18 protein-coding genes are annotated in these 19,260 nt (G+C 71.7%); 4 read left to right on the top strand and 14 right to left on the bottom strand.

What is annotated here, in order from left to right; genetic code table 11:
- Positions 1–10: 10 nt before the first annotated feature.
- Complete coding sequence (locus tag ACQP1N_RS29430; protein WP_067795583.1) at positions 11–1,396, bottom strand: NAD(P)H-quinone dehydrogenase; 1,386 nt, start codon at positions 1,394–1,396, stop codon at positions 11–13.
- A 213-nt stretch (positions 1,397–1,609) separates the two neighbouring features.
- On the opposite strand from ACQP1N_RS29430, the gene ACQP1N_RS29435 reads away from it, so the two are divergent.
- Genes ACQP1N_RS29435 through ACQP1N_RS29445 form a run of 3 tightly spaced genes read left to right on the top strand, consistent with a single transcriptional unit; the run spans position 1,610 to position 4,509 of the window.
- Positions 1,610–2,062, top strand: a complete 453-nt coding sequence (locus tag ACQP1N_RS29435) for a gamma-glutamylcyclotransferase (RefSeq protein WP_067795664.1) — start codon at positions 1,610–1,612, stop codon at positions 2,060–2,062.
- Positions 2,063–2,089: 27 nt separating this feature from the next.
- On the top strand, positions 2,090–2,890 hold the full coding sequence (locus tag ACQP1N_RS29440) for a purine-nucleoside phosphorylase (RefSeq protein ID WP_067795586.1): 801 nt from the start codon (positions 2,090–2,092) through the stop codon (positions 2,888–2,890).
- The gene (locus ACQP1N_RS29445; RefSeq protein ID WP_433227705.1) at positions 2,887–4,509 is read left to right on the top strand and encodes a phospho-sugar mutase; all 1,623 of its coding nucleotides are present in this window, start codon (positions 2,887–2,889) and stop codon (positions 4,507–4,509) included. Before ACQP1N_RS29440 ends, ACQP1N_RS29445 begins: the two co-directional genes overlap by 4 nt.
- Positions 4,510–4,523: 14 nt before the next feature.
- On the opposite strand, the gene ACQP1N_RS29450 is transcribed toward ACQP1N_RS29445, so the two are convergent.
- From ACQP1N_RS29450 to ACQP1N_RS29475, 6 genes are all read right to left on the bottom strand, one after another.
- On the bottom strand, positions 4,524–5,168 hold the full coding sequence (locus ACQP1N_RS29450) for a PH domain-containing protein (RefSeq protein WP_067795593.1): 645 nt from the start codon (positions 5,166–5,168) through the stop codon (positions 4,524–4,526).
- A 7-nt stretch (positions 5,169–5,175) separates the two neighbouring features.
- Positions 5,176–6,267 (bottom strand): adenosine deaminase, encoded by a 1,092-nt coding sequence (locus tag ACQP1N_RS29455; protein WP_433227706.1) that lies wholly within the window; start codon positions 6,265–6,267, stop codon positions 5,176–5,178.
- Between the two features lie 137 nt (positions 6,268–6,404).
- The gene (locus ACQP1N_RS29460) at positions 6,405–6,764 is read right to left on the bottom strand and encodes a cupin domain-containing protein (RefSeq protein ID WP_174548837.1); all 360 of its coding nucleotides are present in this window, start codon (positions 6,762–6,764) and stop codon (positions 6,405–6,407) included.
- A 55-nt stretch (positions 6,765–6,819) separates the two neighbouring features.
- The gene (locus tag ACQP1N_RS29465; protein ID WP_433227707.1) at positions 6,820–8,076 is read right to left on the bottom strand and encodes an MFS transporter; all 1,257 of its coding nucleotides are present in this window, start codon (positions 8,074–8,076) and stop codon (positions 6,820–6,822) included.
- A 33-nt stretch (positions 8,077–8,109) separates the two neighbouring features.
- Entirely contained in the window at positions 8,110–8,730 is a 621-nt protein-coding gene (locus ACQP1N_RS29470) for a class F sortase (RefSeq protein WP_131732647.1), read from the bottom strand.
- Positions 8,731–8,863: 133 nt separating this feature from the next.
- Positions 8,864–9,427, bottom strand: coding sequence for a hypothetical protein (locus ACQP1N_RS29475; protein ID WP_067795608.1), 564 nt, complete (start codon positions 9,425–9,427; stop codon positions 8,864–8,866).
- Positions 9,428–9,714: 287 nt separating this feature from the next.
- On the opposite strand from ACQP1N_RS29475, the gene ACQP1N_RS29480 reads away from it, so the two are divergent.
- Positions 9,715–10,368: a maltokinase N-terminal cap-like domain-containing protein gene (locus tag ACQP1N_RS29480; RefSeq protein WP_067795611.1), complete on the top strand. Its 654-nt coding sequence runs from the start codon at positions 9,715–9,717 to the stop codon at positions 10,366–10,368.
- A 63-nt stretch (positions 10,369–10,431) separates the two neighbouring features.
- Here the strand turns inward: ACQP1N_RS29480 and ACQP1N_RS29485 are convergent, their stop codons facing one another.
- The 7 genes from ACQP1N_RS29485 to ACQP1N_RS29515 form a co-directional block, all read right to left on the bottom strand.
- The gene (locus tag ACQP1N_RS29485; protein WP_433227708.1) at positions 10,432–11,868 is read right to left on the bottom strand and encodes a M28 family metallopeptidase; all 1,437 of its coding nucleotides are present in this window, start codon (positions 11,866–11,868) and stop codon (positions 10,432–10,434) included.
- A gap of 138 nt (positions 11,869–12,006) precedes the next feature.
- Complete coding sequence (locus ACQP1N_RS29490; protein WP_433227709.1) at positions 12,007–13,281, bottom strand: thymidine phosphorylase; 1,275 nt, start codon at positions 13,279–13,281, stop codon at positions 12,007–12,009.
- A gap of 3 nt (positions 13,282–13,284) precedes the next feature.
- Positions 13,285–13,689 carry a cytidine deaminase gene (locus ACQP1N_RS29495; RefSeq protein WP_067795617.1) on the bottom strand — a complete coding sequence of 135 codons (405 nt, stop codon included), beginning with the start codon at positions 13,687–13,689 and terminating at the stop codon, positions 13,285–13,287.
- Between the two features lie 85 nt (positions 13,690–13,774).
- Positions 13,775–15,130 (bottom strand): ABC transporter permease, encoded by a 1,356-nt coding sequence (locus tag ACQP1N_RS29500; RefSeq protein WP_067795619.1) that lies wholly within the window; start codon positions 15,128–15,130, stop codon positions 13,775–13,777.
- Positions 15,127–16,383 carry an ABC transporter permease gene (locus tag ACQP1N_RS29505; protein ID WP_433227710.1) on the bottom strand — a complete coding sequence of 419 codons (1,257 nt, stop codon included), beginning with the start codon at positions 16,381–16,383 and terminating at the stop codon, positions 15,127–15,129. Before ACQP1N_RS29505 ends, ACQP1N_RS29500 begins: the two co-directional genes overlap by 4 nt.
- On the bottom strand, positions 16,380–17,918 hold the full coding sequence (locus ACQP1N_RS29510; RefSeq protein WP_433227711.1) for an ABC transporter ATP-binding protein: 1,539 nt from the start codon (positions 17,916–17,918) through the stop codon (positions 16,380–16,382). The genes ACQP1N_RS29505 and ACQP1N_RS29510 overlap by 4 nt, the downstream gene beginning before the upstream one ends.
- Before the next feature lie 160 nt (positions 17,919–18,078).
- Positions 18,079–19,140, bottom strand: a complete 1,062-nt coding sequence (locus ACQP1N_RS29515) for a BMP family lipoprotein (RefSeq protein WP_242608827.1) — start codon at positions 19,138–19,140, stop codon at positions 18,079–18,081.
- Positions 19,141–19,260 lie beyond the last annotated feature (120 nt).

Raw genomic sequence — 19,260 nt, forward strand, 5'->3', positions numbered from 1 at the left:
GGGCGCGTCTCTAGTAGGCGTGCTCGGACATCAGCCGCCGGGACGCCTCGGTGATGCTGCCCGACAGCGACGGGTAGACCGCGAACGTGTGCGCCACCTGGTCGACCGTGAGGTGCTGCTGGACGGCCAGCGACACGCCCAGGATCAGCTCGCTCGCCCGCGGCGCCACGATGACGCCGCCGAGCACGATCCCCGTGGACGGCCGGCAGAACAGCTTCACGAAACCGTCCTCGAAGCCCTGCATCTTGGCGCGCGCGTTGGTGAACAGCGGCAGCATGACCGTCCGGGCGTTGACCTCCCCGGAGTCGACCATGTGCTGCGTCACACCGACCGACGCCACCTCGGGATCGGTGAAGATGTTGGAGGAGACCCAGCCGAGCTTGAGCGGCTGCACGGCCTCCCCCAGCGCGTGCCACATCGCGATGCGTCCCTGCATGCCGGCGACGGACGCGAGCATGAGCACGCCCGTGCAGTCACCGGACGCGTAGATGTGCGGGACGGACGTCCGCGACACCTTGTCGACCTCCACGAAACCGCGCGCGTCGAGCCGCACGCCGGCCTCCTCCAGGCCGATCCCCTTGGTGTTGGGCACCATCCCGACGGTCATCAGGCAGTGCGTGCCCTCAAGCTTCGTCCCGTCCTCCAGGGTGACGATCACACCGTTGCCCGAACGCTCCACCCCCGCCGCACGGGACCGCGACATGACGTTCATCCCGCGCCGCAGGAACACCTCCTGCAGGACGGCCGCGGCATCGGCGTCCTCCGTCGGGAGGATCCGGTCGCGCGAGGACACCAGCGTCACCCTCGACCCGAGCGCCAGATAGGCCCCCGCCAGCTCGGCGCCCGTCACACCGGAGCCGACCACGATCAGCTCCTCGGGCAGCTCCGGCAGGTCGTACAGCTGGCGCCAGCTCAGGATGCGCTCGCCGTCCGGCTCGGAGCCCGGCAGCACACGCGGCGTCGCGCCCGTCGAGACGAGCACGATGTCGGCCCGGATGCGCCGGTCGCCGACCGCGACGACGTGCGGCTCCACCAGCCGCCCCTCACCGCGGACGATCTTCACCTCCTCGTAGGCGAGCCGTTCGGCGACGTCGAACGACTGGGCCCGCGCGAGGTCCTTCACCCGCTTGTTGACGGTCGGCATGTCGGCCTCAAGGGCGCCGACGATCCCGTCCGGGCCGCCGTTGAACCGCAGGCCGAGGCCCGCCGACTCCGACATGACGGAAATACGGGTCGAGGTGGCGATGAGCGTCTTGGAGGGCACGCAGTCGGTGAGCACACAGGCGCCGCCCGGACCGTCCCGTTCGATGACGGTCACGTCCGCGCCGAGCTGGGCCGCGACGAGCGCGGCCTCGTAACCGCCCGGGCCTCCTCCGATGATCACGATGCGGGTCACATCTCCATTGTTTCCTACTCCGGGTAGTGAAAGGTCCCGCCCCCGCCATGGACAGAGCACGGGGCGTGTCACCTGGGGCGTCCCCAAACCCCGAGACAGGCGTGGCGAACCACCTGTGGGGGACGACCCCACACCCCCGAGACAAGCGTGGCGAACCACCCGTGGGGGACAACCCCCACACCCCGAGACAGGTGTGGCGTAGCCTTGGCCAACGTGGCACTGTACGCGGCGTACGCCTCCAACATGGATCCCGAGCAGATGGCGAGCCGGGCTCCGCATTCCCCGATGCGCGACACCGGCTGGCTGGCCGGCTGGCGGCTGACCTTCGGCGGGCAGGACAAGGGCTGGGAGGGGGCCCTCGCAACGGTCGTCGAAGACGACTCCGAGCAGGTCTTCGTCGTCATGTACGACGTGCCGGCCTGGGACGAGAAGGAACTCGACGCGTGGGAGGGGGCCGCGCTCGGCGTCTACCGCAAGATCAGGGTGCGGGTGCAGACGCTGGACGGCGACGTCCTGTGCTGGATCTACGTCCTGGACGACTACGAGGGCGGGCTGCCGTCCGCGCGCTACCTCGGCATCCTCGCGGACGCGGCGGAGAAGGCCGGCGCCCCCGACGACTACGTCAAGGACCTGCGGACACGCCCCTGCACGTCGCTCGGCGACTGACCGGTTCGCGCCGGTAGTGTCGGCGTCGTGAGCAACGACGCTTTTGCACTGGCGCGGGCCGCCGCGGACGCGCTGCGCGACCGCACGTCCATCGACTCCTTCGACGTCGCCCTCGTGATGGGCTCGGGCTGGGTTCCGGCGGCCGACAAGCTCGGCGAGCCCGTCACCGAGGTGACGGTGACCGAACTGCCCGGCTTCGCGCCTCCCGCCGTGGAGGGCCACGCGGGGCGGATCCGGGTCGTCGAGGTCGCCGGGCACCGCGCCCTCGTGTTCCTCGGCCGGACGCACCTGTACGAGGGGCGCGGCGTCGACGCCGTGGTCCACCCCGTCCGGACGGCGCTCGCCGCCGGGGTGCAGACCGTCGTGCTGACCAACGCGGCGGGCGGGCTGCGGCCCGAGCACCAGCGGGTCGGCGACCCCGTCCTGATCAGCGATCACCTGAACCTGTCGGGCGCGAACCCGCTCACCGGCGCGACGTTCCTCGACCTGACCGAGGCGTACTCGGAACGGCTGCGGGACCTCGCCAAGGAGGTCGACCCGACGCTCTCGGAGGGCGTGTACGCGGCGTTCCGCGGCCCGACCTACGAGACGCCCGCCGAGATCCGGATGCTGCGCACGCTGGGCGCCGACATGATCGGCATGTCGACCGTGCTGGAGACGATCGAGGCGCGCCGCGGCGGCGCCGAGGTCCTCGGCATCTCCCTCGTCACCAACATCGCCGCCGGCCTGTCGGACGAGCCCCTCGACCACGAGGAGGTCCTCGCGGCGGGCCGCGCGTCCGCCGGCCGCATGGGCACGCTGCTCGCCACCGTCCTGGCCAAGCTGTGAGCGACCTGCGAGCACGGGCCGAGGAGTGGCTGGCGCAGGACCCGGACCCCGTCACCCGCGCCGAACTCCGGGCGATCCTGGACGACGACGATGCCCTTTCCGCCCGTTTCGGCTCCCGGCTGGAGTTCGGCACGGCGGGCCTGCGCGGCGAACTGGGCGCCGGCCCGAACCGGATGAACCGGGTGACGGTCATGCGCGCCGCCGCGGGCCTGGCCGCCCGCCTGCCCGCCGGCGGCCGGGTGATCATCGGCTTCGACGCGCGGCACGGCTCGCGCCGGTTCGCCGACGACACGGCGGCCGTGCTCAGCGGGGCGGGCCTGCGTCCCGAGGTGTTCGCCGATCCCGTTCCAACGCCCGTCCTGGCCCATTTCACCCGGACGTTCGACGACGTCGTGGCCGGCGTCATGGTGACGGCCAGCCACAACCCGCCCCGCGACAACGGCTACAAGGTGTACTGGGCGGACGGGGCGCAGATCGTCCCACCGCGGGACGCGGAGATCTCCGCGGCCATCGACGCCGTCGGCCGCGTGGACGAACTCCCCCTCGGCTCCGGCTGGCCCGTCCACACCGGCACCGGCCGCTACCTGGACGCGGTGTCGTCCCTCCGGCTCGGCGGCGACCGCGACGTCTCGATCGTCTACACGCCGATGCACGGCGTCGGCCGGGACGTGCTCCTCGCCGCCTTCGAACGGGCCGGTTTCCCCGCTCCCCTGGTCGTCCCCGAGCAGGCCGAGCCCGACCCCGACTTCCCGACCGTCGCGTTCCCGAACCCGGAGGAGCCGGGCGCGCTCGATCTGGCCCTGGCGCTGGCCGAGGCCCGCGGCGCCGACCTGGTGATCGCCAACGACCCGGACGCGGACCGCTGCGCCGTCGCCGTCCCGTCCCCGTCCGGCTGGCGGACGCTGACCGGGGACGAGGTCGGCGGGCTGCTGGCCGAGCACGTGCTGCGGCACACCACCGGCGATGACCGCCTGGTCGTCACCACGATCGTGTCGTCGTCCCTGCTGCGCCCGATCGCGGCGGCGCACCGGGTCCGCTTCGCCGAGTCGCTCACCGGCTTCAAGTGGATCATGAAGGCGGGCGGCCCGGCCGACCGCCTCGTCTTCGGCTACGAGGAGGCGCTCGGCTACAGCGTCGGCGACGACCGGGGCGTGCTCGTCAACGACAAGGACGGCATCGGCGCCGCCCTCGCGATCGCCGCGCTGGCCGCCGGCGCGAAACGAGCCGGCCGCACGCTCCTGGACCTGCTGGACGATCAGGCCCGCGCGTACGGCCTCCACGCCACGTCCCAGCTCTCGATGAGAGTGGACGACCTCTCCCTGATCACCGCCGCGATGACCCGCCTGCGCGCCGCTCCCCCGCGGGAACTGGCCGGACGCTCCGTCGAGTCGTTCGACGACCTGTCCCAGGGCGCGGGCGGCCTCCCGCCCACCAACGGCCTCCGCTTCCGCCTGGCCGGAGGCGCACGCGTGGTCATCCGCCCGTCAGGGACGGAACCAAAGCTCAAGTGCTACCTGGAGGTCGTCCTCCCCGTTGACGGGGACATCACCGAAGTCCGCGCGCGCGCCACCACCGAACTAGAAGCCCTCCGCACCGCCCTATCCGCCGCCCTCACCTAGCGGGGGGTGGGCGGTCAGTCGAGCATGGAGATGATCAGGAGCACGACCAGCGCGACCAGGGGGACGACCAGGGAGGCCACCGCGGGGAGGGACCATTGGACGGTTCCCCTGGCGGGGGCGTCCGTCTTGACCGCGGCGGCTTTGCCGGGGGCGCCCGAGCCCGGTTCCGGACGGTGGCGGTCGCGCATCTCGTTGAGCTGCCGGGCCGCGAAGCCCGTGGGGGTGCGGCCTCGCAGGTCGAGGGCCGGGGCCTCGGACTTGCGGGCCTGCCGCTCGGCGCGCGCCTCCGCCTTGGCCTGGGCGCGCGGTGAGGTCTGGTGCACCCAGGCGCGGGTCTCCAGGTCCGTTCCGTCCGGGCCGGTGAACCGCACGGTGACCGCGTTCGTGCCCTCGATCTTGTGGATCGCGGCCCACGGCACCCGGACGTCCCGCAGCGGGTTGCGGATCGTGAGCGCCTCCTCGTCCCCGACGATCGCCGGGCGCAGGCCGATCGTGTACGCGATCCCGCAGCCGAGCAGCAGTACGAACGTGATCGAGATCGTCATCAGCGAATAGTCGGGGTCACCGGTGATGCCGGTGAACAGGTCGATGATGTTCAGCCCGGCGAACACCAGCCACGCGTACGCGACGACGCGCCCGAGGGTGGAACGAATGGTCATGGCTCGATCATGCCAGCGGCCTGGCACCGCTCCACTTGAGCTGCGCGAAGCCCGGCTTGATGACGCCGTTGATGAACTCGAGCCGCTCGTTGAACGGCGCGAACGCCGACTTCATCGCGTTCACCGTGAACCACTGCAGGTCGTCCCAGCCGTAGCCGAACGCCTCGACGAGCTTCGCGAACTCCTCGGACACCGACGTCCCGCTCATCAGCCGGTTGTCGGTGTTGACCGTGACGCGGAAGCTGAGGCGGCGCAGCAGGCCGATCGGGTGCTCCGCGATCGACTTCGCCGCGCCCGTCTGGATGTTGGACGTGGGGCACATCTCCAGCGGAATCCGCTTGTCCCGGACATAGTTCGCCAGCCGTCCGAGGCGCGCGTCGTCACCGTCCACCTCGATGTCGTCGATGATCCGGACGCCGTGCCCGAGCCGGTCGGCGCCGCACCACTGGATCGCCTGCCAGATCGACGGCAGCCCGAACCCCTCGCCCGCGTGGATCGTGAAGTGCGCGTTCTCCCGCTGGAGGTACTCGAACGCGTCCAGGTGCCGGGTCGGCGGATACCCCGCCTCGGCGCCCGCGATGTCGAACCCGACGACGCCGAGGTCCCGGTACCGGACGGCCAGCTCCGCGATCTCCATGCTGCGCGCCTGGTGCCGCATCGCCGTGACCAGCGTCCCGACCCGGATGCCGAAGTCCCGGTGGCCGCGCGCGAAACCGTCCAGGACGGCCTCGACGACCTGCTCCAGCGTCAGGCCCATGCTGAGATGCTGCTCGGGCGCGTACCGGACCTCCGCGTACACGACGCCGTCGTTCGCGAGGTCCTCCGCGCACTCGTATGCGACCCGGGTGAGCGCGTCGATGGTCTGCATCACCCCGACGGTGTGGGAGAACGTCTCCAGGTAGCGCTCCAGCGACCCCGAGTTGGCGGCCTCCTCGAACCACGTCCGCAGCTTCTCCGGATCGGTGGCGGGCAGCCCCTCGTAGCCGATGTCCCGCGCCAGCTCGATGATGGTCGCGGGCCGGACCCCGCCGTCCAGGTGGTCGTGCAGCAGCACCTTCGGCGCACGCCGGATGTCCTCAAGAGTCGGCCGCTTGTTCATCCCTTGACGTTACCCGGCGCCGTCCCGCCCCACGTCGTCAACTCTCACCAACACCTCGGTGCCCGCGAGCACGCGCGTGACGGAAGGGGTGTGGTCCGGCGGGGGCACGTCCGGTGTCCCCGCCGGGATGGATCCGGTCAGCCGGTGGCCTTGGCGTATTCGCCCATGCCGCCGGCGAAGTCGAACATGACGCAGGCCTCGTCGCCGACGACCCAGGCGTCATGGCCGGGCGCCAGCACGAACACGTCCCCGGGGCCGACCTCGCTCTCGGCGCCGTCCCGCGTCCGCATCCGCATCCGTCCCTGGACGACGTAGCCGTTGTGGTGGACTTCGCACAGGTCTGTGCCCGCGATGTCCTTCACGGACTCCGTCCAGCGCCAGCCGGGCTCGAACGTCGCCTTCCCGAAGACGAGGCCGGTGAGGTTGACGACTTCCAGGTGCCCGTTGGGGAAGTCCCTCCGGTCGTCCGGCTTCTCGATGCTCTTGATCTCGGTCATGATGGTCCCCCCTTTCGCCATCACCTCCCACGCTCGCACCGGCGCCGAACCTGCGTCAAGGCGTGCCGGACGAGGCCGGAGCGCCGGCGAGCTCCGGCTCGGGCCGCGGCGCATGATCCTTCCAGGGGAGGAGCAGCGGGGTCGCCAGCATGAGGACGCCCGCGATCGCGATCGCGGCGCGGGGGCCGGTGAGTCCGGCGAGCACGCCCCACAGGGCGGTCAGGGCCGCGACGGCGGCGTTGTCGGTCACCGACCACGCGGACAGGGTGCGGGCGACCCGGTCGTTCGGGGTCTGGTCGAGCCGGTAGGTGGCGTAGATCGGGTTGAACACGCCTATGCAGAGAATCAACCCGAACTGGACGGCGATGACGAGCGCGAGCCCCATGGCACCGGGGCCGACGAACGCCAGGCCGAGGGGCCAGCACGCGCGGAGCGTCCCGGCGGTGAGCATGACCTTCCGGCGCCCGGACCGCGCGGCGAGCCGGTGGGCCAGCCGCGAGCCGATGAGACCTCCGACGCAGGGGACGCCCAGCGCGAGGCCGTACTGCCAGGGCGCGAACCCGAGGTCGCCGAGCATGAGGACGACGAGGAGCGGCGACGTGGCCAGGATCAGCCCCCTGACCATGACCGTGTGGAGGAACAGCGGGCGCAGCACCGGGTGCGTCAGGATGTAGCGCCAGCCTTCGAGCAGGTCACCGGCCCGGAACCTCTTCGCGCCCGCGCGGGCGGGGGGCTGCTCCGTCCCGCCGATCGCGCGGACCGCCCCCGCCGACAGCAGGTGGCTGACCGCGTCGGCCACCACGGTCGCCACCGGGCCGAGCAGCCCGATCGCGGCGCCGCCGAGCGGCGGGCCGAGCAGGGTGGTCGTCCAGGTGGTGGACTCGAACCGCCCGTTGGCGACGAGGAGGTCCGCGCGCGGCACGAGCGCTTTCAGGCACGCTCCGCTCGCCGCCCGGAACGCGATGCCGGCGGCCGCCACGATGACCGACACGACCAGGAGGTGGCCGAACGTGAGCCATCCGAGGGCGAACGCGGCGGGCACGCTCAGCAGCGCCGCGAACCGGAGCAGATCCATCGCGATCATGACGGGCCGTTTGCGGCGGAACTCCACCCACGGCCCGAGCGGCACCGCGACCACCGCGCCCACCGCCAGCCCCACCGAGGCCAGCAGCGACACCTGGGCCGGCCCCACGTCCAGGACGAGTATCGCGATCATCGGGAAGGCGTCGAGGGCGAGCCATGTGCCGGCCGCGCTGATCGCGTAGGAGGTCCACAGCCACCGGAACCCGCGCCCCAGTGACCGTCCGCCCACCCCGCCCCCTCGCGTTGACCGAGGGCCAAGCTACTACCGGACGGCGGTCAGGGCGGCGTAGACGATGATGTTGTCGCGGTAGCTGCGCTTCGCCCGGTCGAACGAACCACCGCAGGTCACCAGCCGGAGCCCGGCGTGGTCCAGCGGACCGTAGACGCGCCGGGTGGGGAAGCGGTCCTTGGCGACCCGTTCGACGGATTCAACGGTGAACACCGCGACCCTGCCGTCCGCGCGGACGACCTCGATGCGATGTCCGGGCCTCAGCCGCCCCAGGTCGTAGAAGACCGCGGCGCCCTTCGCGGAGTCGACATGGCCGAGGATCACGGCCGCGCCGCGCTCGCCCGGGGTGGGGCCGCCGTCGTACCAGCCGGCCTCGCCCGGACGATCCGCCGAGGGGACCCGGACCGAGCCGCCGGCGTCAAGCCCCAGGCGGATCAGCGGGGCCCGGACCCCGATCGACGGGACGGCGACCTGGACGGGCAGGGAGCGGGGCAGCACCGGCCCGTCGTGCGCGACCGGCCGGGCGTCCGCCGCCCACGCGGGCGGTTGCGGCGGGCCGCCCGGACCGCGCAGCCCGAGCCCCACCGTGAAAAGGCCGGCGGCCAGCAGTGCCACCGCCAGCGCCCACAGGCCGCCCTTTCCCAGCATTGTCATCCACCCACTCGGCGAGAATTCACCACTGCCCATTGAGATGCGCTCGTCTGAAATTTGGTTCGCGGCTCCCTGAAGGGTCGCGGAAAAGGCCGGTGGCCGCCTCCGGAAGGAGACGGCCACCGATGCCGCGCCATCAGGCGTCCGCGTCGCTCCGCCGGCGGACGGCCACGGCGCCGGCACCGAACGCCCCCAGCAGCAGGACGCCGCCACCGGCCAGCAGGGCGGTGTCCGCGCCGCCGGCGCCGCCGCCGACACCGGTCTTGGGCCCGCCGCTCGGGGTCGGGCGCGCGCTGCCCATCGGCGTGGGCTGCGCCGAACCGCCCGGCGTGGGCTGCTGGGTCTTCGAAGGCGTCTTCGCCTCCAGCACGTGGATCGTGCCCACCGACTTGTGAGCACCGCACCGCACCAGCACCGTGTAGTCGCCCGGGAAGGTGTCCTGCTTGATGGTCGCGAGACCCGCCCGGCCCTCGACCTCCTCCGAGCCGTTCAACGGAACCGCCCCGCCCACGAAGGCCAGCGACCCGGTCTCGCCGTCCACCTCGCACTTCTTGCCGACGACGGTGACCTGCTCACCGGGACGCGCCTGCCCCGGCTTCACGACCACATCGCCGGGGTCGGCCATCGCGGGCGTCGCGGCGAGACCGATCGTCATGGTGCCGATGACGAGCCCGAAGACGGACGCCTTTCCGAGTCGCATGTCCCCTCCATTACGACACGGCGGCTTACTCGACTTTCAGCTCCGGATCCGTGCCCCCTTATGCCCTTATACGATGAGGCGCACTCCGGTTTGGTTCGGCCCTTTTCCCCGCACCGCCGACGCCACACATGATCAGAATTCGGCCCCAAAAGTTGGTGTGATAGCCATCACACTCGACACACCCCGCCCTCGCCCCCGAAAACCTGTCGCACCTGAGGGGAGCGTCTTCGGGGAGAACCTCACCACCACCGACGTTCCTAACCCAGGTAATCCTGTAGAAAAGCCGTATGGCGGTCATCTACAACACGTCCATGGCGCCCGGCAAGCTGGAGCTGCTCACCTCGTGGCTCCCCGCGCAGCCGTGGTACGCCGGTACGGGGCGCGAGCCGGAACTGGCCAAGGCGGGCGGTTTCCGGCTCGAAGACCCGGACGGCGAGGTCGGCATGGAGTTCATGGTCGTCACGGACACCTCCGGTGACCGCCCGGTCTCCTACCACGTGCCGCTCAGTTACCGCGGCGCGCCGCTGGACGGCGCCGAGCGGGCGCTCGTCGGCACGTCCGAGCACGGGGTCCTGGGACGGCGATGGGTGTACGACGGCACCCACGACCCGGTGCTCGTGGCCCAGCTCCTCGCCCTCCTCCAAGGGCGCGCCGAGCCGCAGCACCAAAGCGTGAGCAACACCCCCGACCCGTCCGTCGTGCCGCATTTCACCGGCGCCCCTTTCGGGACGCCGGCCGCCGTGACGGCCGTCGAGCACGGGCGGGACCGCACCGACATCGTGGTGACGGCCGAACCGCGCGGCACCCTGACCATCGGCGTGTCACGCGTCCTGCGACCGCACACGGCCGATGACGCCCAGGGCCATGTCACCGCCCCCTGGCGGACACCGGACGGCACCGAGAACCGCGCCCCGTTCGCCGTCCTGCACGGTCCTCACTGAGCCGGCTCGGCCCCGCCGCGAAGCCTGCCTCGGGGTTACGTCAGCGGGCGATCTCTGGTGTGCTCAGCCCGGTACAGGGAATGCGACCGGGCTGCGATGCCCGTCCCTGTCGACGGCGCGGACGCCGAAGAAGGCGTTGTCCTTGGACAGGTCGATGCGAACTCCGGTGACGTCTCCGACGGGGATGACGTGGGTCCAGTCCGGGCTGCTCGTCTCCCGCCACACGATCTCGTATCCGGCGAGGTCGGGTTCGGGGCCGCGGTCCCAGGCCAGGTCAGTGTCGTTGGTGAGCCGGCGGGTGAGGACGCGGACGTTCTTGGGTGTCCCCGGGGCCCGCGCGAGCGACCAGAGGGCGGCGGCGTTCACCTTGGCGACGCGGGCGATGTAGGGGAAGTCGCAGAACTCGGGGAGGTCGCCGAACTGCTTTCCGCCTTCCACGCGGACGTCCCGGTGCTGGTGGTCGAAGTTCTCGTTGGGCTCGGTGAAGCGGGCGGCGGGATATCTCTGCTCCAGATAACCGATGTGGTCGCCGCCGCGAAGGTAGCGGTCCCGGCGGTAGATCACCCGGACGTGCATGCCGGTCGCCCGGTTGTCGGCGACGGAAGAGACGAACCGGGCGAGCTGCCGGGCGGGAGAGTCGTTCTCGCCGCCGACCGCGCGCCGCGTGCTCGCCTCGTCCGGAGTCTCGGCGGTGGGCACGCCCTCGGCGAACAGCCGCACGGAGCGGGGGTCGCGCGTGCCGTCGTCGGCGGTGCTGCTGCCCACGATGTCGTTGGTGAACATCGCCTGCACGTCCGCACCGGCGGACCTGTACTGCTTCGCCTGATACCTGGAGCCGTACAGGCCCTGCTCCTCGCCGGCCACGGCGGTGAACACGATCGTCGCCTCGGGCCGCCGTTTCGCCATGACCCGGGCGAGTTCCATGACGACCGCCACACCGGACGCGTCATCGTCGGCGCCGGGCGCGTCCGCCGTGGCGTTCATGACATCGGTGACCCGCGAGTCGTAGTGGCCCGACACCACGTAGACGCGGTCGGGGGCGGCCGACCCGCGCAGCGTCGCGACGACGTTGGTGATCCGGGTCGGGGCGGGGATACGGGACGCGGGCTCCTGGATGTAGGACTGCAACTCGGCGGTCATCCGCCCGCCGGACGCGGCGGCGTACCGCGTCATCTCCGCGAGGATCCAGTCGCGGGCCGCGCCGATGCCGCGGTCCGGGTCGTCCTGGGCGGACAGGGTGTGCCGGGTGCCGAAGCTCACCAGCCTGCGGACGTTCGCCTCGATGCGGTCCTCGTCGATTTCACGCAGCAGCGCGCGTAACTCGGCGTCCGGCGGCTGGTCCGCGATGTGCCTGCCGGGCCCGTCCGGCCAGCCGGGCTCGGCCGCGGCGGCGGGCGAGGCGGTCAGCGCGACGCCGGCGGTCGCCGTGGCGGCGGCCGCCGTGGAGAGGGAGAGGAACGTGCGGCGGTTCGGGATGGCGGGGGACGCGTCGGTAGTCACGACACCGATGATCCGCGACGTCCCGCGCCTGTCCCACGGCCAGAGGCACCAGTCTTCGGACCGCCCGGCTGTCGAGAATTATGAGGTCTTCCTCACCGAGCCGTCCGGGCTCGGCCGGCGCTTCTTGAACGACCCTGGTCAGGCGATGCGGTCGATGACCAGTGGGTGGAGGGACGGGGTTCCGTTCTCGGTGATCTCGTAGGCGCCCTCCAGCGATTCCAGGGCGCGGGCGAAACGGGCCTCCTCGTCGGCGTGCAGGGTGAGGAGGGGTTGCCCCCGGTGGACGGTGTCGCCCGGCTTGGCATGGCAGGTCACGCCCGCGCCGAACGACACCGGGTCCTCCTTGCGGGCGCGGCCGGCGCCGAGGCGCCAGGCGGCGACGCCGACGCCGTAGGCGTCCAGGCTGGTCAGGACGCCGGAGGACGGGGCCGTGATCGTGTGGGTCTCGCGGGCGGACGGCAGGGGCGCGTCAGGGTCGCCGCCCTGGGCGGTGATCATGCGGCGCCAGACGTCCATGGCGGAGCCGTCCTTCAGCGCGTCGGCCGGGTCCCTGCCCGCGATCCCGGCGGCGGCGAGCATCTCGCGGGCCAGGGTCAGGGTCAGCTCCACCACGTCGCGGGGGCCTCCCCCGGCGAGCACCTCGACCGATTCGGCCACCTCGACGGCGTTGCCCACCGCGTTGCCCAGCGGACGGTCCATGGCGGTCAGCAGGGCGACCGTGCGCAGGCCGTGGTCGGTGCCGATCGCGACCATCGTCTCGGCCAGCTCGCGGGCGCTGTCCACCGTCTTCATGAACGCGCCCGAGCCGACCTTGACGTCCAGCACCAGCGCGCCCGTGCCCTCGGCGATCTTCTTCGACATGATCGAGGACGCGATCAGCGGGATCGACTCCACGGTGCCGGTCACGTCGCGCAGCGCGTACAGCTTGCGGTCGGCGGGGGCCAGGCCGCCGCCCGCCGCGCAGATCACCGCGCCCGCCGAGCGCAGCACGTCCAGCATCTCCGCGTTCGACAGCGACGCCCGCCAGCCCGGAATCGACTCCAGCTTGTCGAGCGTCCCGCCGGTGTGGCCGAGGCCGCGGCCCGACAGCTGCGGGACGGCCGCCCCGCACGCCGCCACCAGCGGCGCCAGCGGCAGGGTGATCTTGTCGCCGACGCCGCCCGTCGAGTGCTTGTCGGTGGTCGGACGGTCGAGGGACGACCAGTCCATCCGCTCACCGGAGCGGATCATCGCCTCCGTCCAGCGGGCCGCCTCCGGGCGGGTCATGCCGTTCAGCAGGATCGCCATCGCCAGCGCCGCCATCTGCTCCTCGGCGATGGCGCCGCGCGTGTAGGCGTCGACCGCCCAGTCGATCTGCTCCGGGGTCAGCGCCCCGCCGTCCCGCTTGGCGCGGATGACATCGATCGCGTCCACGGGTCACGCCCTCTCGATCAGGTCGTCGGGGCCGAACGCGTCCGGCAGGACCTCCGACATGGGAAGGATGCCGCGGACGGTCTCCAGCAGCATCGGGGCGCCGCCGTGCTCCCACAGGAGCTGGCGGCAGCGCCCGCACGGCATCAGCGGGTTCCCGTGCCGGTCGACGACCGCCATCGCGACCAGCCGCGGCCGCTCCGACTTGCCGGGGCCGTGCAGCGCCGACACGATGGCGCACTCCGCGCACAGGCCCACCCCGTACGAGGCGTTCTCGACGTTGCATCCGGTGATGATCCGGCCGTCGTCCACCAGCGCGGCGGCACCGACCGGGAAACCGGAGTACGGGCAGTACGCCCGCGTCATCGCCTCCCGCGCGGCGTCGCGCAGGGCAGGCCAGTCGATCTCCATACGGATCTACCTTTCTGGGGGGACGATCCCCCAAACCCCCGGCAGGACCGGTGACCGGCGGCCTCCACTCCGCTTCGGCCCCCGGTCAGCGTGCCTCGCCGCGGCGGTACCGCAGCCCGTTGGCGGCGGGCATGCGGAGCCGCTGGCTGGCCAGCGCCAGGACGAGCAGCGTCGTCAGGTGCGGCGTGAACGAGACCAGCTCACCGGGGACGATCTCGCTCATCATGAACCAGGCGAGCAGCCCGACGGCCGCGACCAGCGACAGCGCGGCACCGAGGTAGGCGCTGCGCACCTCGCGGCGGCCCAGGTCGGTGACCACCTGGGAACGCAGCCGGCCCGCGCGCACCGCCTGCCACACCGCGACGCCGATCAGCAGGATCGCCACGAACAGCAGCAGCGCGTGGACGGACTGCCCGCCGCCGCGCACGTTCATCGCGTCGGTGTAGCCGAACAGCAGCGAGCCCGCGGCGAGCCCGCCCGGCCGCCAGTTGCCGAAGATCATGGCGGCGAGGCCGATGAAGCCCCGCCCGTTGGTCTGCCCGTCCTGGTAGAGGGGGGCGGCGACGGTGACGAGGAACGCGCCGGCCAGGCCGGAGAACCCGCCCGAGATGATCACCGCGGCGTACTTCATCCGGTAGACCTGCACGCCGAGCGACTCGGCGGCGTACGGGTCCTCGCCGCAGGAGCGGATGCGCAGCCCGAACGGCGTCCGCCACAGGATCAGGAAGCTGAGCGGGACGAGCAGCAGCGACACCAGCGTCAGCAGCGACATGTCACTGGTCAGCCCGCGGGTGATGCCCGCGATGTCGGACACCAGGAACCAGTGGCGGCCCTCCAGCGAGCCGAGCCAGTCGGGACTCTGCCAGCCGCCGACCTTGCCGCCGGACAGCACCGGCAGCGTCAGCGTCGCGATCGGGTCGACCGGCGGGGACTGCCGCGGCCCGCCGCCCAGCGCCTTCGCCTCCCCGGTGTCGAAGATCAGCCCGGCGAGGAACTGCGTCAGCCCCAGCCCGAGGATGTTGATCGCGACACCGGACACGATGTGGTCGACGCCGAACGACACCGTCGCGACGGCGTGCAGCAGCCCGCCGAGGGCACCGCCGATGATCCCGGCGAGGACGCCGATCCACGGGCCCCACTGGTAACCGGCCCACGCGCCCGTCCACGTCCCGAGGATCATCATGCCCTCAAGACCGATGTTGATCACGCCGGACCGTTCGGACCAGAGCCCGCCCAGGCCGGCCAGGAAGATCGGCACGGCGAGGCGCAGCGAGGCGCTGACCGTCCCGCTGGAGGTCACCGGCTCCGCGTCGTCGATCACCCGGACCAGCGACAGCAGCACCAGCATCCCGGCGGAGATCAGCAGGTAGTGCGGCCAGCGCAGCCGGAACGCGCCGTTCACGGCCTTCTTCTGCGCCGCCGTCTCGGTCACCGCGCTCATGAGGCGCTCCCAGCGGCCTCGCGGGCCAGATCGTTGCCGGTGGCCAGCTCCGCCGCGACGGCATGCTGCTGCCGCCGGATCTCCCAGCGCCGGACCAGCTCGTACACGATGACGACGGTCAGCACGACCACGCCCTGCATGACCCCGACGATCTCCTTCGGCACGTCGACCTCCTGCAGCACGTCGGAGGTCTGGTCGAGGAACGCGAACAGCAGCGCGGCGAGCGCGATGCCGGCCGGATGGTTGCGGCCGAGCAGCGCCACCGTGATGCCGGTGAAGCCGAGCCCGGCCGGGAAGTTCAGCGAGTACTCATACGACGCGCCGAGCAGTTCCGGCATGCCGATCAGGCCGGCCACCACCCCGGACGCGATCATCGTGTAGACGATCATGCGGCGGGCGTTGACGCCGCTGGCCTGCGCGGCGGACGTGGACAGCCCGGAGATCTTCAGGTCGAAGCCGAACCGCGTGTAGTTGATGACGACCCAGAACACGATCCCGACGAGGACCGCGAGCGGCAGCAGCCCGTACACGGCGCCGGGCAGGTCGATCCCGATCGAGGCCAGGAAGCCGTTCAGCCCGCCGACCCGGCCCGACTCGGGGATCGGCGCGGTCGCGACGTTGTTGCTGCCCGGCCGGACCTCGGCGAGCCGCTGGTCGTTCAGCAGGTAGGCGATCAGCCCGGTCGCGATCGCGTTCAGCATGATCGTGGACAGCACCTCGCTGACCCCGCGGGTCACCTTCAGCACGCCCGCGATCGCGGCCCACAGCCCGCCGACCGCCATCGCCGCCACGATCACCAGCAGCTGCCCGAACGGCGCGGGCAGCGCGACCGCGCCGCCGAGCGCGGCGGCGAGGAACGCGGCGAGCCGGTACTGGCCGTCCACGCCGATGTTCAGCAGCGCCATCCGGAACCCGATCGCCACCGCGACCGCCGACAGGTAGTAGCGGGTCGCGCGGTTGACGATGTCGACGATCGAGTTCTCGGTCGTGCCGTATTCGATCATGCTCTGGATCGAGCTGAACGGGTCGGCGCCGGTGACCCGCAGCAGGATCATCGTGATGCCGAGCGAGATCAGCAGCGCCAGCACCGGCGCGCCGATCTTCAGCCCCAGCCCCCGCGGGCCGAGCCCGCGCAGGACGGCCTTCCACGACGGCACCGGCTCGGGCACCGCCGGCTCCGGCCCGGCCGCCGCGCCGCCGGGCGGCGGTTTCGGCTCGTCGCCGGCCGGCTTCGGCTCCTTCTCCTCGCTCATGGGGCGCCACCGGCGCCGGTCATGGCGGAGCCGAGCTCCTCGGGGGTGACGGTCCGCGGATCGACCTCCGCGACCAGCCGCCCCCGCAGGATCACGTGCAGGGTGTCGGACATACCGATGAGTTCCTCAAGATCGGCGCTGATCAGCAGCACGGCCAGCCCGTCCGCGCGGGCCTGCCGCAGGTGGTCCCAGATGGCGGCCTGGGCGCCGACGTCGATGCCGCGCGTCGGATGCGCGGCGATCAGCAGGTGCGGGTCGCCGGACATCTCCCGGCCGACGATGAGCTTTTGCTGGTTGCCGCCCGACAGCGCGGCGGCGGGCACCTCGATCCCCGGCGTCCGGACGTCGTACTCCCGGACGATCCGGGTCGTGTCGCCGCGGGCGCCGCGCCGGTCGATCCACGGGCCGCGGACGTTCGGCCGCTGGGTCTGGTGGCCCAGCATCCGGTTCTCCCAGAGCGTCGCCTCCAGGACGAGCCCGTGCCGGTGCCGGTCCTCGGGGATGTAGGCGATGCCGGCCTCGCGGCGCCGCCGGGTCGGCCAGTGCGTGATGTCGTCGCCGCGGTAGACGATCGTCCCGGCGTCCGGCTGCCGGATGCCCATGATCGCCTCGATGAGCTCGGTCTGCCCGTTGCCCTCGACGCCGGCCAGCCCGACGATCTCGCCGCGGCGGATGCGCAGCGACACGCCGTCCACCACGGGACGGCCCTCGGGGGTCAGCACGGTCAGCCCGCCGACCTCCAGGTCGACCTCCTCGGTGACGGTCGATTCGCGCAGTTCCGGGGTGGGCAGCTCGGACCCGACCATCAGCTCGGCCAGCCGCCGCGAGGTGACCTCCCGCGGGTCGAGCCGGGTCGCGACGGTGGTGCCGCGCCGGATCACCGAGATGGTGTCGGCGACGGTCAGCACCTCGTCCAGCTTGTGCGAGATGAACAGCACGGTCAGGCCCTCGGCGCGCAACTCCCGCAGGTTGCCGAACAGCTCGTCGACCTCATGCGGGACGAGCACGGCGGTCGGCTCGTCCAGGATCAGCACGCGGGCGCCCCGGTAGAGCACCTTGAGGATCTCCACGCGCTGCCGTTCGCCGACGCCGAGCGACTCGACCAGCGTGTCCGGGTCGACGTGCAGCCCGTACGCCCGCGACATCTCCTCGATCTTCACGCGGGCCGCGGCGAAGTCGATCCGGCCGCGCCGCCGGCCCTTGGCGCGGGGCTCGGCGCCCAGGACCACGTTCTCCAGGACGGTCAGGTTGTCGGCCAGCTTGAAATGCTGGTGGACCATGCCGATGCCGCGGCCGATCGCGTCGGCCGGGGTCCGGAAGGAGACCTGCTCGCCGTCGAGCTCGATGGTGCCCTCGTCCGGCCGCTGCATCCCGTACAGGATCTTCATCAGCGTGGACTTGCCGGCGCCGTTCTCCCCGCAGAGCGCGTGCACCTCGCCGCGCTCGATGGTGAGGTTGATGTCGCGGTTGGCCACCACTCCGGGGAACCGCTTGGTGATCGATGTCAGCCGCACGGCCGGCACCTGGTCAGGCACGGGTGCCCCTCCTCCTGCCTCGAACGTGCTGTGTACAGGGGGAACGTGACGCCGCACCGGGAGCCACCCGCCGAGGTGACTCCCGGTGCGCGGTTACGGCCGGGCGAAACGGCCCTCACGTCACCGTGCGGGGACGTCCCCGCACTTCCGGTCCGCCGGGTCAGGCCTTGGTCGGGACCTTGATCTCACCGCTGACGATCTTGGCCTTCAGCTCGTCCAGCTTGGCCTTGATGTCGTCGACGTGGCCGCCGGTCGGGGCGTAGCCGATCCCGTCGTTGCTGAGGTCGTACTGCTTGGTGCCCGCCTTGACCGAACCGTTGGCGACGCTCTCCACGAAGTCGTACACCGCGACGTCCACGTGCTTGACCATCGAGGTGAGGATGTGGTCCTTCACCCCGGCGACCGCGGGCTGGTTGTACTGGTCGGAGTCGACGCCGATGGCCCACTTGCCCGCCGCGCCGACGGTCTTGATGACGCCGATGCCGGCGCCGCCCGCGGCGTGGTAGATGACGTCCGCGCCCTCGTCGAGCTGGCCCTTGGCGGCCTCGTTGCCGAGGCCGGTGTCCTTGAAGCCGTTGAAGTTCGGCGGCTGCGTCAGGTACTTCGCCGGCAGGATCTTGATGCCCGGCTTGACCTGCTTCGCGCCCGCCTGGTAGCCGGCGAAGAACTTGGTGATCAGCGGCACGTTGACGCCGCCGATGAACCCGATCTTGCCGGACTTGGACTTCAGCGCCGCGGCGGCGCCGACCAGGTAGGAGCCCTGCTCCTCGGCGAAGCAGGCGCCGCTGACGTTCGCGCCCTCGACCTTGCACTGGTCGGCGTCGACGACGAGGAACTTGGTGTTCGGGAAGTCCTTGGCGACCTTGACCAGCGAGGAGGTGTAGGCGAAGCCGACCCCGATGACCGGGTTGTAGCCCTTGTTGGCGAGCAGCCGCAGACGCGACTCCTTGTCGGAGTCGGGCTCGTCCGGCTTGGCCGAGATCTCCTCGGTCTGGACGTTCAGGTCCTTCTTGACCTTGTCCAGGCCCGCGGCGGCCGAGTCGTTGAAGGACTGGTCGCCGCGGCCGCCGATGTCGAACGCCAGGCCGATCTTGAGGGTCTTCTTGCCGCCACCGTCGCCATCGCCACCGGCGTCGGCCTTCTTGCCACCGCAGGCGGAGGCGCTGAGCAGCAGCGCCGCCCCCGTCGCGGTGACGAGCGAAGTCTTCAGTCCACGGCGCAAGGTAGCGCTCCTTCCGTTCCCCACCCACGGTCCGGCGACCGATCCGATCACCGAAATCGATCGGACGCTACCTCGCGAACAAGGGCAAACCTCCCGCTTGCACGGATTCGCAATAGCTCC

It is taken from the genome of Actinomadura formosensis (assembly GCF_050948385.1).
Taxonomy (GTDB): domain Bacteria; phylum Actinomycetota; class Actinomycetes; order Streptosporangiales; family Streptosporangiaceae; genus Spirillospora; species Spirillospora formosensis.

Bases quoted from the DNA above. Each gene is read 5' to 3' on its own strand.
- ACQP1N_RS29495 (WP_067795617.1), bottom strand. From the start codon at position 13,689: ATGGAGATCGACTGGCCTGCCCTGCGCGACGCCGCGCGGGAGGCGATG.
- ACQP1N_RS29455 (WP_433227706.1), bottom strand. From the start codon at position 6,267: ATGAACAAGCGGCCGACTCTTGAGGACATCCGGCGTGCGCCGAAGGTG.
- ACQP1N_RS29505 (WP_433227710.1), bottom strand. From the start codon at position 16,383: ATGAGCGAGGAGAAGGAGCCGAAGCCGGCCGGCGACGAGCCGAAACCG.
- ACQP1N_RS29475 (WP_067795608.1), bottom strand. From the start codon at position 9,427: ATGCGACTCGGAAAGGCGTCCGTCTTCGGGCTCGTCATCGGCACCATG.
- ACQP1N_RS29500 (WP_067795619.1), bottom strand. From the start codon at position 15,130: ATGAGCGCGGTGACCGAGACGGCGGCGCAGAAGAAGGCCGTGAACGGC.
- ACQP1N_RS29450 (WP_067795593.1), bottom strand. From the start codon at position 5,168: ATGACCATTCGTTCCACCCTCGGGCGCGTCGTCGCGTACGCGTGGCTG.
- ACQP1N_RS29470 (WP_131732647.1), bottom strand. From the start codon at position 8,730: ATGACAATGCTGGGAAAGGGCGGCCTGTGGGCGCTGGCGGTGGCACTG.
- ACQP1N_RS29460 (WP_174548837.1), bottom strand. From the start codon at position 6,764: ATGACCGAGATCAAGAGCATCGAGAAGCCGGACGACCGGAGGGACTTC.
- ACQP1N_RS29480 (WP_067795611.1), top strand. From the start codon at position 9,715: ATGGCGGTCATCTACAACACGTCCATGGCGCCCGGCAAGCTGGAGCTG.